Genomic DNA, 15,736 nt, shown 5'->3' with positions numbered 1-15,736 from the left:
ATCTACTTATTTAGAAACCTGGCTACTGTTTGCGTCAGCAGCTGCGGCAAAAATAGAATTCTTGTCAATATGGATTTTAACGTTAGAAGCGATTTCCAATACTACATCATTATCGTTAATTTCCTTGATGATACCATGAATACCACCGGCAGTAATAACCTTCTGGTTCACCTGAAGAGACTTACGAAAATTTGCTATTTCTTTTTGCTTCTTATTTTGCGGACGAATCATAAAGAAATACATGATAGCGAACATGGCTATCAGCATAATCCACATCATACTTCCGTCCGGGCCTGCAGCAGGAGCTTGCAGAAAGAATACAGTCATTAAATTCATAAATATTCCGTTTTAGTTTTTATTATTCAACAAAGGTATCAGTTTTTCGACAACTTCCCCTCTTTTTTTAATTCCTTAACTATTCCGTCCAATGTACCATTGACAAAGCTCCCGCTTTTAGTGGTGCTGTACACTTTGGCAATATCCACATACTCATTCAACGAAACGCTGACCGGAATGTTCGGGAAACTCAATATTTCGGCTAATGCACATTGCATAATGACTACGTCCATAAAAGCCACACGATCCAAATCCCAGTTGCGTGTATTCTCACTGATGAGATGACGATAATAATCGCAATTCAGGATGGAACGACGGAACAGGCGACGGGCAAAATCCCGATCTTCCTCATCCTTAAATTCGGGCAACAAGGGTTGATTAGCGCCATTCTTCTCATCAAAGCGTTTGATGGTCTTCAAAACGAACGTATCAACAATCTCTTTATCATCGTTCCAATAAAGGCTTTGGTCTTCGAGCAGCACATCGAGTTCCTCGTTATTGAAAATGAATGTCTTATAAATCTTCCTCCATAATTCACGATCTTCTTCATACGTATCTTCGGAAGAAGCCATATATTCCTTATATATATCGGAAGCTATAATCTTTTCATACAGTCCCTTGACAAAATCCTCATCATTCGCCCAAGTACGTTTCTGATTGGAGATAAACTCCGTCAGTTGCTTGTTTACTTCTAATTGGGAAATAAATTTGTTTTCAACGAATTTCATATTCGGATACAACTCCTCGGCTGTAGGAGCCAACTTGGCTTTTGCCGTATCAAGGCGCTTTTGTGCGTAGTTCGTCAATGCTATCATCAGCATAAGCAGATAATTGTAAAGATCGTATGCTTTGGAAAGGCTGAAGAATAATTCTTTCTCCGCAGCATCTAAATTTTTACTGCCATTTTGATAATAAGCGTATACAATTTGTATAATTTTAAGACGAATAAGAACTCTGTTTATCATAACTAAAGTAAATACTGGTGTTTTAACGAGGGGCAAAAGTAGATATTTTTAATGAGTTTACATAAATAAATCACATTTTTTAATGCAGATAATCATTATCCGGGCTTTTTCTTTTGACAGTTTAAAAAAAATCGTCAATTTTGACCCCGATTACAACAAGATAGCTAAAATATGGAAGACTTAAAAAAGAAAAGTGGGCTGGATGTGAACGACAAAGAGATTGTATTTTCCCAATCCATCAAAGCAGGTAAGCGCATCTATTATTTGGATGTTAAGAAAAACAGAAAGGATGAAATGTTTCTTGCCATTACCGAAAGCAAGAAAGTAGTAATGGGTGAAGGAGATGACTCGCAAGTAAGTTTCGAAAAACACAAAATCTTTTTGTACAAAGAAGATTTTGAGAAATTCATGAACGGTCTGCAGCAAGCCATTGGCTTCATTCAAGAGCAGCAAGGAAGTTATGTACGTCATAATGACAATGAAAACTTACCCGACAGCGAACAACCGACGACAGAACAGGAGGAAAAAGGCTCTCCACTTGACGGGGAAATTAAAATAGATATTGATTTTTAAAGGGCAACCTTTTGATAATTCAAAAAGAAGCTGTACTTTTGCACCGCTTTTTGCAACATCGTGTGGTGAACCACATCGTGTGATGGTGAATTAAGCAATAATCTACTTAATTTAGAGTAACACAAAATTTTAAGAAATGAAATCAATTGAAGTAAAAGGAACTGCAAGAACTATTGCAGAACGTTCTTCGGAACAAGCAAGAGCTTTGAAAGCTATTCGTAAAGACAACGGTGTACCTTGCGTACTCTACGGAGCAGGTGAAAATGTTCATTTCACTGTACCGGCAGAAGGTCTGCGCAACTTGGTCTACACTCCGCACATCTACGTGGTTGACTTGGTTATCGATGGCAAAAAAGTAAACGCTATCTTGAAAGATATCCAATTCCACCCGGTAAAAGATACTATCCTGCACGTTGACTTCTATCAGATTGACGAAGCTAAGCCTATCGTTATGGAAGTTCCCGTACAAATGGAAGGTCTGGCTGAAGGTGTGAAAGCCGGTGGTAAACTGACTCTGCAAATGCGTAAGCTGAAAGTTAGAGCTTTGTACAACGCTATTCCGGAAAGACTGGTTGTCAATGTATCTCACCTGGGATTGGGTAAAACAGTAAAAGTTGGCGAATTGAGCTATGAAGGATTGGAACTGTTGAACGCTAAAGAAGCCGTTGTATGCGCTGTTAAGCTGACTCGTGCAGCAAGAGGTGCTGCGGCAGCTGCTGCAAACAACTAATCAGTGCTTTCTTAGCAAGAAAGAACGATATTCCGGAACGCGGATTAACGCAGACGACGCAGATTTCATATCCGCGGGCAACTGCGATAATCCGCGTTCCTCATTTATCTTAATTTATCATTAAAGTAATAATCTGAAACAATGAAATATCTAATCGTAGGGTTAGGCAATATCGGTCCCGAATATCATGAAACCCGTCACAACATAGGTTTCATGGTAGCAGACGCTTTAGCCAAAGAAGCCGGAACAGCTTTTAAGGACGGACGTTACGGGTTCACCACAACATTGTCAATCAAAGGCAGGCAACTGATATTACTGAAGCCCTCCACTTTCATGAACCTGAGCGGAAATGCGGTGCGCTACTGGATGCAAAAGGAAAACATTCCACTGGAGAACGTGTTGATAGTGGTGGACGACCTGGCATTACCTTTCGGCACTCTACGCCTGAAAGGTAAAGGAAGCGATGCCGGTCATAACGGTCTGAAGCACATCGCAGCCACATTGGGCACTCAGAACTACGCCCGCCTGCGTTTTGGCATCGGCAACGACTTTCCCCGCGGCGGACAGGTGGATTTTGTCTTGGGACATTTCACAGATGAGGACTGGAAAACAATGGATGAACGTCTGAAAATGGCCGGCGAAATCATTAAAAGCTTCTGCCTTGCCGGTATCGATATTACAATGAATCAGTTTAATAAAAAATGAGCGAAGCAAGAATAGACAAATGGATGTGGGCTGTACGCATATTCAAGACACGTACAATTGCTGCCGAAGCCTGCAAGAAAGGGCGTATCAGCATCAACGGTGCATTGGCAAAGGCAGCCCGGACAATAAAACCGGGAGACGTCATACAAGTACGAAAACCTCCGGTGACCTATTCGTTTAAAGTATTGCAAACCATCGAAAAGCGCGTAGGAGCCAAACTCGTTCCCGAAATGATGGAAAACATAACGACTCCGGACCAATACGAATTATTGGAAATGAGTAAGGTCAGCGGTTTTATCAACCGCGCTAAAGGGACAGGCCGTCCCACCAAAAAAGATCGTCGTGAACTGGAAGATTTCACCGCACCGGAATTCATGGACGACTTTGACTTTGATTTCGACTTTGAAGAATAGAATACAAGTATGAATGAGAAAATAATAAAATGGGGATTTATCGGTTGTGGAGAGGTAACCAAATACAAAAGCGGACCTGCCTTTCAGAAGATTGAACACTCCGAAGTAGTGGCTGTAATGAGCCGGGACATTTCCAAAGCCAAGGCATATGCCAAGGAAAGAGGCATTGCCAAATGGTACAATGATGCACAAGAGCTGATTAATGACGAAGAGGTGAATGCTGTATATATCGCTACCCCACCCTCTTCCCATGCCACATACGCCATAATGTCCATGAAAGCCGGCAAACCCGTATACATAGAAAAGCCAATGGCAGTGACCTATGAGGAGTGCTGCCGTATCAACCGCGTTTCTCAAGAGACCGGCGTCCCCTGCTTTGTGGCCTATTATCGCCGCTACCTTCCTTATTTCCTGAAAGTAAAGTCACTGGTAGAAGAAGGAGCCATCGGAAACATCATTAATATACAAATCCGATTTGCCCAACCTCCCCGCGATTTGGATTACAACAAGGAGAACCTGCCTTGGCGTGTACAACCCGATATCGCCGGTGGCGGCTATTTCTACGACTTAGCTCCGCACCAGATAGACATACTGCAAGATATGTTCGGCTATATTCTTGAAGCTAACGGATATAAGAGCAACCGCGGCGGGCTCTATCCTGCAGAAGACACCCTCAGTGCCTGTTTTCAATTTGACAGCGGGTTGGTAGGCAGTGGCTCATGGTGTTTCGTCGCCCATGAATCTGCACGAGAAGATCGCATCGAAATTATCGGAGACAAAGGTATGATATGCTTCTCTGTGTTTACTTATGACCCCATAGCACTACACACAGAAAAAGGAAGAGAAGAAATACCCGTTGAAAACCCCGTTTATGTTCAGCAGCCACTTATCCAAGCCGTCGTAGACCACCTGCTTGGCAAATCGACTTGTAGTTGCGACGGCGAAAGCGCAACACTGACAAACTGGGTAATGGATAAGATTCTGAATAAGATTTGAATAATGAGAAAGTTGTCCCAATGAAATTCAGCTATCATTGGGACACATCCCGATCACACATCAAAGATTTCTCTTCACCGCTTCAATCAGTTCTTGGTATTCAGGGTCTGTAAGATACACTTTTCCCGGATTCATTTGGAAAGTACCGCCATAATCAGGACCATCGACATACTTCGGCGCTAAATGGAAATGGAGATGAGACAACTTATCCGAGTACGCGCCATAGTTAATTTTCTCAGGATTAAACGCTTTCTGCATAGCGCGAGTCACGCGGGCCACATCTGACATAAAGGCATTACGCTCTTCATCACTCAACTCATTCAAGTCATTTACATGGTCCTTATAAGCCACAAGGCAACGCCCGCGATAAGTTTGTTCCTTAAAAAGGAAAACACGTGACACACTGAGTTGCGCAATCTCAATCATCAGATTATGCAACGTTTCATTATTCTGGCAATACAGACATTCTTTCGGATCGCTTTTCATGATATTCTTTTTTAGTTTATATTTACAGAACAAAGATAATTGTTCTTTTAACATTATAGGTCGACATTTTCATCATTTTCACCAACCAATTTGTACACATCAACACTTTCGCCAACAATCCATACCACATCCCCCTCCACAAAAGGCTCATGCACATCAGGAGCGTGTAACGTTTCTTCTCCCCGTTCCACACCGGCAATCAGACAATGGTATTTTTCCCGGATACCTGCTTCTTTCAAGGTTTTTCCCAAGAAAGGAGAATTTGCGTCTATGCGTAACTGGCGCAAGATCGTCTCACTTTTTTCTATCGCATCGGCATCGACCGTTGAAATCTTATTCATTTCTTCTCCAAACACGGTCAATTCTTCATCGGTAGCAATAACCTGTATCTTGTCCTGAGGGAAAAGACGCACCGAAGCTCCGGGAATATTTATCCGCTTGCGTCCACGAAGAATAGAAACGACATGCACTCCATAACGTTTACCAAAATTCAGCTCCGCCAGTGTCTTACCTGCCCATGCCGATTCACCCGGTATCTCATAATCCGTCAAATGCAAATCGCGGGAAAGTAAACGGCCGGCATACTCCGGCTTCTTCTCACCCAGATATTCAGCCCGCAGTTCTCTCGAACGCAGATTCTGAAAGAAAGTACGCTCAATCATTATAGACTGGCGTTTCAACTGGCGGGACAGTATCATCACCACAACCAATAATACCGCTACGCCAAAGACTAAACCGACCGACAGCTTAAACAGCCCGGCTATGACAAACATTACGAAAGACACCGCCAACAGAATTCGAAGTACGATAGTGGCCACCAACGGAGCGCGATTTCCCCGACTATCACGCCACAACGTAACAAACTCCACCGAATGATTCTTCTTAATCATAATGGCCCGGAGAAAAGGAGAAATAAACAGAATAATGACCAAAGCTGCCAACAAAGGCCCCCAAATGCCCGGTAGATTTTCTCTAAAAAACGGCACAAGAAAACGGAAAGCAACTGCTATCACCGCTATACTCACAATGGAATAAACCACAGTAATACGCAACAGAGCAAGTATCAATTTTTTCCATAAACTTTCGTGATTCACAGTTTGCGAACCGGAAGCATAATGCAACAAAAACGTCTGCCATCTCTCCGGCAAATGCGTATCAACAAAATTAGAGGCAGGCTCGGCAAAGCGAATCATATAAGGAGTAAGGAAAGTAGTAATCACAGACACAGCCACTACAATAGGATAAAGGAAATGACTTGTCACATGCAGAGAAACCCCCAAAGAAGCGATAATAAAGGCAAATTCACCAATCTGTGTCAAACTGAAACCACACTGCATGGCGGTCTTTAACGGCTGCCCGGCAAGCAACACTCCTAACGTACCGAACAAAGACTGTCCGATGATAACCGCTAAAGTGATTACAATGATAGGACCGCCATATTCCACTATCATCAAGGGATCTACCATCATACCGACAGAAACAAAAAAGATTGCACCAAACAAATCTTTTACCGGCTTGACCAGACGTTCAATGCTCTCCGCCTCTACCGTCTCAGCAAGAATGGATCCCATAATAAAAGCACCGAATGCCGCAGAGAATCCCGTATGAGCGGCAAGAACCACCATGCCGAAACAGAGGCCCAGCGAAACAATCAGCAAGGTTTCCTCACTCATTAGCTTACGGCATTTTTTCAGCAGGACAGGAATTATATAGATACCGACCACAAACCATAATATCAGAAAAAACAGCAACTTCGCTATGCTGCCCAACATTTCCGTTCCTTCAAAATTATGACTGACTGCCATAGTGGACAACATTACCATCAAAACAATGGCAAGAATATCCTCCAAGATCAGCACGCTAAGCACTAAACCGGTAAACTGCTTTTTGCGTATGCCTAAATCATCAAAAGCTTTATATATAATAGTGGTGGAGGACATGGCTATCATACCACCCAAAAAAATGCAGTCCATGCGTTTCCACCCGAAAGCCGTACCGACTGCAACACCCAACAATATCATACAGAATATAATAGTACAAGCGGCAATAATAGCAGCGCCACCTACCTTCACTATCTTCTTAAAACTGAACTCCAGCCCTAAGGCAAACAGTAAGAAAATAACACCAATATCCGCCCAAGTCTGTATATTTGCCGTATCCATTACCGAAGGAGTATAAGCCATGTGCGGGCTTGCCAAAAAACCTGCAACAACATAACCTAAAACCAATGGCTGTTTCAGTTTTTTAAATAAAAGCGTCATTATTCCGGCGCAAATCAGTATCAATGCCAAATCGGCAATCAGGGGAGCTAAATGTGACATAATATTTGTCTGATTGTATTTCGACTGACAAAGATATAACAAAAAATGCTTTTGAATCTCTTTTTTACAAAAAACCAACTCCTACAAACTCAGAATATAACAGAAGATTGTACTAATCATAAAATCATTTTTAAGAAAAAACCTCTTATAATTAATTGGCGAAAAATTTCTTTATTCAAGCAGAAATCCCTTTCTTTGTGCTGTTTTATATCCTAATTTAAGAATAGAATACCAACATTAATAAAAAGAGTTATGAAGATTTCACACATTGAACACTTGGGCATCGCTGTAAAAAGCATAGAAGAAGCCCTTCCGTACTACGAAAATGTATTAGGTTTGAAATGCTACAACATTGAAACCGTAGAGGATCAAAAAGTAAGAACTGCTTTCCTTAAAGTAGGCGACGTGAAAATTGAATTGTTGGAACCCACTTCGCCCGAAAGTACTATTGCAAAGTTCATTGAGAAGAACAATGGAAATGGCGGTATGCATCACTTAGCATTTGCCGTAGAGGACGGAGTAGCTAACGGACTTGCCGAAATCGAAGAAAAAGGTATTCGCCTTATCGACAAAGCACCCCGTAAAGGTGCTGAAGGATTGAACATCGCATTCTTACACCCGAAATCCACACTCGGTGTATTGACAGAGCTTTGTGAAAAAGGAGAGTAAGATTTATACTGCATAAATCAGAAACCCATGAAATAATAATTCCGAAATCATAAATCATAAATAAAGAACATGAGTAATCAACTTGAGAAAATTAAAGAGCTTATCGACCGCCGTACAGCTGCGCGCCTTGGTGGTGGTGAAAAAGCGATTGCAAAGCAACATGAGAAAGGCAAATATACAGCTCGCGAGCGTATAGCTATGTTACTCGATGAAGGAAGTTTCGAAGAAATGGATATGTTCGTTGAACACAGATGCACAAACTTCGGTATGGAGAAGAAGCACTATCCCGGTGACGGTGTAGTAACGGGCTGCGGTACTATCGAAGGGCGTTTGGTTTATATCTTTGCACAAGATTTCACAGTTTCTGCCGGTTCTTTGTCAGAAACCATGTCTCTGAAGATTTGCAAGATCATGGATCAGGCAATGAAAATGGGAGCTCCCTGTATCGGTATCAATGACTCAGGTGGTGCACGTATTCAAGAAGGTATCAACGCTTTGGCAGGTTATGCGGAAATTTTCCAACGTAATATTCTCGCTTCCGGCGTTATCCCTCAGATTTCCGGAATCTTTGGTCCTTGTGCCGGTGGCGCCGTATATTCTCCTGCCCTGACTGACTTTACGCTGATGATGGAAGGAACTTCTTATATGTTCCTTACCGGACCTAAAGTTGTGAAGACAGTGACTGGTGAAGATGTTAGTCAGGAAAATCTGGGCGGCGCAAGTGTGCACTCCACCAAATCCGGTGTAACTCATTTCACAGCCCAAACAGAAGAAGAAGGGTTAGCTTTAATCCGCAAGCTCTTGAGTTATATTCCTCAGAACAATTTGGAAGAAGCTCCTTACACAGATTGCACAGATCCTATTGACCGTTTGGAGGACTCCTTGAATGAGATAATTCCTGACAATCCGAATAAACCGTACGATATGTATGAAGTTATCGGTGCTATCGTTGATAACGGCGAATTCCTTGAAATCCAGAAAGATTATTCCAAAAATATCATCATCGGTTTTGCCCGTTTCAACGGACAATCAGTGGGTATCGTAGCCAACCAGCCTAAATATCTGGCAGGCGTACTCGACAGCAACGCTTCCCGCAAGGGTGCACGTTTTGTTCGCTTCTGCGATGCTTTCAATATTCCTATCGTATCTTTGGTAGACGTACCGGGCTTCCTTCCCGGAACAGGTCAGGAATATAACGGCGTTATCCTGCATGGCGCTAAATTGCTGTATGCTTACGGTGAAGCTACTGTGCCTAAGGTTACCATCACTCTGCGTAAGTCTTACGGAGGTTCACACATCGTAATGAGTTGTAAGCAACTTCGCGGCGACATGAACTACGCATGGCCTACTGCCGAAATCGCCGTAATGGGTGGCGCAGGAGCTGTCGAAGTTCTGTATGCTCGTGAAGCCAAAGAGCAAGAGAATCCCGCTCAATTCTTGGCTGAAAAAGAAGCTGAATATACCAAATTATTTGCTAATCCTTACAATGCAGCCAAGTATGGCTATATTGATGATGTTATCGAACCGCGTAATACACGCTTCCGCATTATCCGCGCCCTGCAACAACTGCAAACCAAGAAATTGTCCAATCCGGCGAAAAAGCATGGTAATATTCCTCTTTAAAAATTGAGAATTGAAAGTTGAGAATTAAAAAACTAAAACTCAAATTTATGAATAAAACAAAAATCGGAATATTCCTTTCATTGATGCTGGTGCTGGGGTTCTGTTCTTCCTGCGGAGAAAGGGAGACAAACTCTAAACTGTTGCTGAATGAAGTGCTTATCAACAACGAAAGCAACTTTCAAGATGACTACGGTGTACATAGCGCATGGATTGAAATATTCAATAAGTCATATGGCAGCGCCGACCTTGCAGGTTGCTATCTGAAATTCAGCAGCCAGCCGGGAGATACCGCTACCTATTTCATCCCCAAAGGCGATGTGCTGACTTTAGTAAAACCCCGTCAGCATGCACTGTTTTGGGCGGATGGCGAGCCTAATCGCGGTACTTTCCATACCAACTTCAAGTTAGACAATCTAAATGCCAATTGGATCGGTTTATACGACTCCGGTAAAAAACTGCTTGACCAGATTGTCGTGCCTGCCGGCATATTAAAGGCAAACCAATCTTATGCACGCATCAGTGATGCCGGCCAGGAATGGGAAGTAAAAGGCGGAAGTGAAGACCAATACGTTACTCCGAGCACCAACAACAAGACCATTAACAGCAATGCCAAAATGGAAAAGTTTGAAGAACATGACAGCGCAGGTATCGGTATGGCAATTTCTGCCATGAGCGTAGTGTTCAGCGGATTGATTCTTCTTTATATTTCTTTCAAAATTGTAGGTAAGATATCTGTCAACCTCAGCAAGCGCAATGCTATGCGGGTCAAAGGCATCACCGACAAAAAAGAAGCAAAAGAAAAGCAACTGGGGCAGGCTCCGGGAGAAGTGTTCGCCGCCATTTCCATGGCTATGCACGAATTCCAAAGTGATGTACACGATGTGGAAGACACCGTACTTACCATTACACGTGTGAAACGCAGTTATTCGCCATGGAGTTCAAAGATTTACACGCTGCGTGAAACTCCTCAGAGAAAGTAAAGTCACCTTTAATAAAAATAAAACGATGAAAGAATATAAATATAAGATCAACGGTAACGTATACAAAGTTACCATTGGAGATATTGAAGATAATATCGCCCACGTAGAAGTGAACGGTACTCCTTATAATGTTGAAATGGAGAAAGCCCCGAAAGTTGTTGTCAAGCCAGTGGCGCGTCCTGTTACCACAGCTCCGGCAGCTCCGACCGCTCCGGTTGTAAAACCTGCCGCCGCTTCAAGCGGTAAATCTGGAGTGAAATCTCCGCTCCCCGGTGTTATTCTTGACATCAAAGTCAATGTTGGCGATACAGTGAAGAAAGGACAGGTTGTCATTATCTTGGAAGCCATGAAAATGGAAAACAACATCAATGCCGACAAAGACGGTAAGATTACCGCTATTAATGTAAGTAAAGGAGAATCCGTACTCGAAGGTACTGACCTTGTAATTATTGAATAATATGGGAGAATTTATCACATTTTTAGGAAATAACCTTGCCGACTTCTGGACTTATACAGGTTTTGCCAATGCAACGGTAGGACATGTGGTAATGATTTTGGTAGGTTTATTCTTCATATACTTGGCTGTAGCCAAGGAATTTGAGCCGATGTTACTGATTCCTATCGGTTTCGGTATGCTGATCGGTAATATTCCTTTCAACATGGAGGCCGGATTGAAAGTCGGTATCTATGAAGAGGGGTCTGTACTTAACATCCTATATCAGGGAGTGACCTCCGGATGGTACCCACCGCTCATTTTTTTGGGCATCGGTGCCATGACAGACTTCTCCGCCTTGATTTCCAACCCCAAACTGATGTTGGTCGGTGCAGCTGCACAGTTCGGTATCTTTGGTGCCTATATGCTCGCACTTGCCATCGGCTTTGATCCTATGCAAGCAGGTGCCATCGGTATTATCGGTGGTGCTGACGGTCCGACGGCTATCTTCTTGTCATCTAAACTAGCTCCGAACTTAATGGGTGCTATTGCTGTATCAGCATATTCTTATATGGCATTAGTACCGGTGATCCAACCGCCCATTATGCGTCTGCTGACAACCAAACACGAACGTCTTATCCGTATGAAACCTCCACGTGTTGTTTCTCATACGGAAAAAGTAATGTTCCCGATAGTAGGTCTGCTACTTACTTGTTTCCTCGTTCCGTCCGGTTTGCCTCTGCTGGGTATGCTGTTCTTTGGTAACCTATTGAAAGAAAGTGGTGTAACACGCCGTTTGGCCAATACAGCCAGTGGGCCGCTAATCGATACCATTACAATCCTGCTCGGTTTGACAGTGGGTGCTTCTACTCAAGCCTCCGAGTTCCTGACACTCGATTCAATTCTAATCTTTGGTCTCGGAGCATTGTCATTTATTATTGCCACTGCATCTGGCGTAATCTTTGTGAAGATATTCAATATTTTCCTGAAGAAAGGCAACAAGATCAATCCACTGATTGGTAATGCAGGCGTATCTGCAGTGCCCGACTCCGCACGTATTTCTCAGGTAATAGGTCTGGAATACGATCCGACCAACTATCTGCTGATGCATGCTATGGGTCCGAACGTAGCAGGTGTTATCGGTTCTGCAGTAGCAGCCGGTATTCTGTTGGGATTCTTGATGTAGCCTGAAAACGTTTGCATAACATACATACTGAATAATAGCGGAGGAGCATAAGCTTTCTCCGCTATTTGTTTTAAATTAGCGCTGAAAACAATGAAAAGCTAATATCATGAAAAAAGTATTCTCCATTTTGGGGGCGCTCCTACTATCCCTCAGTATGTATGCAGCTATGAATGTAAACAAAATCGAACCACCGTTTTGGTATACCGGAATGCAAAATCCGGAGCTTCAGCTGATGGTGTATGGTGAAGACATTGGCAATGCAGCGGTATCCGTCGACTATCCCGGTGTGTCACTAAACAGTACTGTCAAGTTGGAAAGTAACAATTATCTGCTGGTCTATCTAAAACTGGATAAAGAAGTGAAGCCGGGCAAGATGACACTTACCTTTACACAAGGCAAGAAAAAGCTTGTTAAATCGTATGAGTTAAAAGCACGTACCAAGAAAGGATGCGAACATAAAGGCTTCGACGCGTCTGATGCCCTTTACCTGTTAATGCCCGACCGTTTTGCCAATGGCAATCCTGATAATGACCAGATAGCGGGTATGGCGGAATATAAAGTAGATCGCAACGATCCGAATGCCCGCCATGGCGGTGATCTCGCCGGTATTGAACAACACTTGGACTATTTCTCGGATTTGGGTGTGACAGCCTTATGGTTTACTCCGGTATTGGAAAACAACATGACGGGAGGTTCTTATCATGGCTATGCCACTACCGATTATTATAAAGTAGACCCCCGTTTCGGAACCAATGAAGAATATAAGCAACTCATAGAAAAGTCTCATGCGCGCGGCATCAAAATCGTAATGGATATGATTTTCAACCACTGTGGCGTAGAACATGTGTGGATAAAGGATATGCCTTGCAAAGACTGGTTCAACAACCCCGACCATGAGAAGAACTTCGTACAGACTTCCTTCAAGCTGACTCCTCATGTAGATCCGTACGCATCGAAGTATGATTTTAGCCAGATGAACGATGGCTGGTTCGTAACTGCCATGCCCGATCTCAATCAAAAAAATCCGCATGTTTACCGCTACCTCGTCCAGAACAGTTTCTGGTGGATCGAATATGCCAATATAGACGGGATCCGTATGGATACTTATCCGTACGCCGACTATGATGCCATGAGCAATTGGATGAAAGAACTGAATGAAGAATATCCCAACTACAACACCGTAGGTGAAACATGGGTTACCGAACCGGCATACACTGCCTGGTGGCAAAAAGACTCCAAATTGTCCGCTCCTAAAAACAGTAATCTGAAAACAGTAATGGATTTTAGTTTCTTCGACAAAATAAATATTGCTAAAACAGAAGAAACGGAAACTTGGTTTAAAGGGCTTGACCGAGTATATAATAGCTTCGTATATGATTTTCTATATCCGAATCCGGAATCAGTGCTTGCTTTTATTGAGAACCATGATACTGACCGCTTCTTAGGTGAAGGCGATAATCTCCCAATGTTGAAGCAGGCCTCTACTCTATTGCTCACAACCCGACGTATTCCACAATTATATTACGGAACGGAAATTATGATGAACGGGGTAAAGAATAAAAGCGACGGTTACGTCCGTAAGGATTTCCCCGGTGGCTGGGCCGACGACCAAGAGACAGCACTTACAGCCGAAGGCCGCAGTGCAATTCAAAACGACTGTTACAACTTTTATAAAACCATACTGAACTGGCGTAAAGGCAACGATGTGATTGCTAAAGGCAGCATGACCCAATTTATGGTACAGAATGGCGTATATGCCTACGCCCGCCAGCACGAAGGTAAAACCGTATTTGTGATGCTGAATGGCACGAATGCAGAGACCGTTGTTCCTTTAAAGTTCTATAAAGAAATACTGAAAGAAAAGCAGCAGGGTAAAGATATCCTGACCGGAAAAGCCATCATCTTCGGTAAAGAATTGAAAATGCAGCCGCGTGAATCATTGGTTATTGAGCTGTAAGATTGAGATTACACTCCTTCCCCTAAAAAAAGTAGCCCTTGCAATATTTTCCATTGCAAGGGCTATTTTTATAATCAGATAACGCTATTAGTCCAATTGAGCCAATTTGTTTTCCGAGCCAAGCACGTTGATGATTTTGTGCTTGTAAAGTTTTTCCATATTGTCACGAGCCGGGCCCAAGTATTTACGCGGGTCGAATTCAGCCGGTTTTTCAGCAAATACCTTACGAACAGCAGCAGTCATAGCCAAACGAGAGTCTGAGTCGATATTGATTTTACAAACAGCAGACTTAGCAGCTTTACGCAACTGATCTTCCGGAATACCGATAGCAGCTTCCAGCTTACCACCGAATTGGTTGATTGTGTCAACTTCTTCCTGAGGTACTGAAGAAGAACCATGAAGTACGATAGGGAATCCCGGGAGTTTCTCCATCACAGCATCCAATACAGCAAATTCCAAAGGAGGAGGAACCAGACGGCCTGTCGTAGGATCTATGTGGCATTGTTCAGGTTTAAATTTGTATGCACCATGAGAAGTACCGATAGAAATAGCCAAAGAATCGCAACCTGTACGGGTAGCAAAGTCAATAACTTCTTCGGGGTTAGTATATGTGTGGTGCTCTGCAGATACTTCATCCTCTACACCAGCCAATACGCCAAGTTCGCCTTCTACTGTAACATCGAATTGGTGAGCATACTCAACAACTTTCTTTGTCAAAGCAACATTTTCTTCATATGGAAGATGTGAACCGTCAATCATTACTGAGGAGAAACCTGAGTCAATACAGCTTTTGCAAGTTTCGAAAGTATCTCCATGGTCAAGGTGAAGAACAATTTCAGGATGTTTGCAGCCCAGTTCCTTAGCATATTCCACAGCACCCTGAGCCATATAACGCAACAAAGTAGCGTTAGCATACTGACGAGCGCCCTTAGAAACCTGAAGGATAACCGGAGACTTAGTCTCAACTGCAGCCTTGATGATAGCCTGCATCTGTTCCATGTTATTGAAGTTGAATGCAGGGATCGCATATCCACCCTTGATAGCGCGAGCAAACATTTCTCTTGTGTTTACAAGGCCTAAATCTTTGTAATTAACCATTTTGTTTAAAGTTTATTGTTAGTGAATTAAAATTCTACGCAAAAGTAAGCATTATCCTTTAAAAAGAAGAACGAGAGAAGAATAAAATATCTCTATTTATCTATCAAATCTATTCTATTTTAAAGCTATTGGCTTGAATTAACAGAATATTGTAATCTCCATATTACAATGCTTTTGCATCTGTCTGCCCGTTACTGCCTTTTGCATTCTCAACCTCATAAACAAAAAAGCCGGAAAGCAAGTTTGCTTTCCAGCCCCCTATTTA

The 15,736-nt window shown here is 42.8% G+C and carries 16 protein-coding genes; 11 read left to right on the top strand and 5 right to left on the bottom strand.

From position 1 onward, the window contains the following. Positions 1-6 precede the first annotated feature (6 nt). Both yajC and nusB read right to left on the bottom strand, forming a co-directional pair. Entirely contained in the window at positions 7-336 is a 330-nt protein-coding gene (gene yajC / locus NQ546_RS08965) for a preprotein translocase subunit YajC (protein WP_004289799.1), read from the bottom strand. A gap of 38 nt (positions 337-374) precedes the next feature. Next, complete coding sequence (gene nusB, locus NQ546_RS08960) at positions 375-1,301, bottom strand: transcription antitermination factor NusB (RefSeq protein ID WP_004289798.1); 927 nt, start codon at positions 1,299-1,301, stop codon at positions 375-377. Between the two features lie 171 nt (positions 1,302-1,472). Between nusB and NQ546_RS08955 the strand changes: the two genes are divergently transcribed. From NQ546_RS08955 to NQ546_RS08935, 5 genes are all read left to right on the top strand, one after another. Then, on the top strand, positions 1,473-1,874 hold the full coding sequence (locus tag NQ546_RS08955; RefSeq protein ID WP_004289797.1) for a PUR family DNA/RNA-binding protein: 402 nt from the start codon (positions 1,473-1,475) through the stop codon (positions 1,872-1,874). Positions 1,875-2,010: 136 nt separating this feature from the next. Further along, entirely contained in the window at positions 2,011-2,604 is a 594-nt protein-coding gene (locus NQ546_RS08950) for a 50S ribosomal protein L25/general stress protein Ctc (RefSeq protein ID WP_004289796.1), read from the top strand. A 141-nt stretch (positions 2,605-2,745) separates the two neighbouring features. After that, on the top strand, positions 2,746-3,309 hold the full coding sequence (pth, locus tag NQ546_RS08945; protein ID WP_004289795.1) for an aminoacyl-tRNA hydrolase: 564 nt from the start codon (positions 2,746-2,748) through the stop codon (positions 3,307-3,309). After that, positions 3,306-3,722, top strand: a complete 417-nt coding sequence (locus NQ546_RS08940) for an RNA-binding S4 domain-containing protein (RefSeq protein WP_004289794.1) — start codon at positions 3,306-3,308, stop codon at positions 3,720-3,722. The genes pth and NQ546_RS08940 overlap by 4 nt, the downstream gene beginning before the upstream one ends. A gap of 9 nt (positions 3,723-3,731) precedes the next feature. After that, the gene (locus NQ546_RS08935; RefSeq protein WP_004289793.1) at positions 3,732-4,718 is read left to right on the top strand and encodes a Gfo/Idh/MocA family protein; all 987 of its coding nucleotides are present in this window, start codon (positions 3,732-3,734) and stop codon (positions 4,716-4,718) included. Between the two features lie 60 nt (positions 4,719-4,778). On the opposite strand, the gene NQ546_RS08930 is transcribed toward NQ546_RS08935, so the two are convergent. Both NQ546_RS08930 and NQ546_RS08925 read right to left on the bottom strand, forming a co-directional pair. Beyond that, a complete protein-coding gene (locus NQ546_RS08930) occupies positions 4,779-5,204 on the bottom strand; it encodes an HIT family protein (RefSeq protein ID WP_004294914.1) in 426 nt (141 codons plus the stop codon). Positions 5,205-5,257: 53 nt separating this feature from the next. Beyond that, the gene (locus tag NQ546_RS08925) at positions 5,258-7,525 is read right to left on the bottom strand and encodes a cation:proton antiporter (RefSeq protein WP_004289791.1); all 2,268 of its coding nucleotides are present in this window, start codon (positions 7,523-7,525) and stop codon (positions 5,258-5,260) included. Positions 7,526-7,777: 252 nt separating this feature from the next. On the opposite strand from NQ546_RS08925, the gene mce reads away from it, so the two are divergent. The 6 genes from mce to NQ546_RS08895 all read left to right on the top strand — a co-directional run bounded on the left by mce (position 7,778) and on the right by NQ546_RS08895 (position 14,373). Beyond that, complete coding sequence (mce, locus tag NQ546_RS08920; RefSeq protein WP_004289790.1) at positions 7,778-8,194, top strand: methylmalonyl-CoA epimerase; 417 nt, start codon at positions 7,778-7,780, stop codon at positions 8,192-8,194. A 69-nt stretch (positions 8,195-8,263) separates the two neighbouring features. Continuing rightward, on the top strand, positions 8,264-9,817 hold the full coding sequence (locus NQ546_RS08915; RefSeq protein WP_004289789.1) for an acyl-CoA carboxylase subunit beta: 1,554 nt from the start codon (positions 8,264-8,266) through the stop codon (positions 9,815-9,817). 47 nt (positions 9,818-9,864) lie between these two features. Further along, on the top strand, positions 9,865-10,797 hold the full coding sequence (locus NQ546_RS08910; protein ID WP_004294917.1) for an OadG family transporter subunit: 933 nt from the start codon (positions 9,865-9,867) through the stop codon (positions 10,795-10,797). 25 nt (positions 10,798-10,822) lie between these two features. Then, positions 10,823-11,254, top strand: coding sequence for an acetyl-CoA carboxylase biotin carboxyl carrier protein (locus tag NQ546_RS08905; RefSeq protein WP_004294918.1), 432 nt, complete (start codon positions 10,823-10,825; stop codon positions 11,252-11,254). Between the two features lies 1 nt (position 11,255). Beyond that, the gene (locus tag NQ546_RS08900) at positions 11,256-12,416 is read left to right on the top strand and encodes a sodium ion-translocating decarboxylase subunit beta (protein WP_004289786.1); all 1,161 of its coding nucleotides are present in this window, start codon (positions 11,256-11,258) and stop codon (positions 12,414-12,416) included. 106 nt (positions 12,417-12,522) lie between these two features. After that, positions 12,523-14,373 (top strand): glycoside hydrolase family 13 protein, encoded by a 1,851-nt coding sequence (locus tag NQ546_RS08895; RefSeq protein WP_004289785.1) that lies wholly within the window; start codon positions 12,523-12,525, stop codon positions 14,371-14,373. Between the two features lie 87 nt (positions 14,374-14,460). On the opposite strand, the gene NQ546_RS08890 is transcribed toward NQ546_RS08895, so the two are convergent. After that, entirely contained in the window at positions 14,461-15,471 is a 1,011-nt protein-coding gene (locus NQ546_RS08890; protein ID WP_004289784.1) for a class II fructose-bisphosphate aldolase, read from the bottom strand. Between the last annotated feature and the right edge of the window lie 265 nt (positions 15,472-15,736).

This window comes from Bacteroides eggerthii, from assembly GCF_025146565.1.
Taxonomy (GTDB): domain Bacteria; phylum Bacteroidota; class Bacteroidia; order Bacteroidales; family Bacteroidaceae; genus Bacteroides; species Bacteroides eggerthii.
The sequence above is the reverse complement of the archived record's forward strand: the minus strand, read 5'-3'. Positions and strand labels throughout refer to the sequence as shown.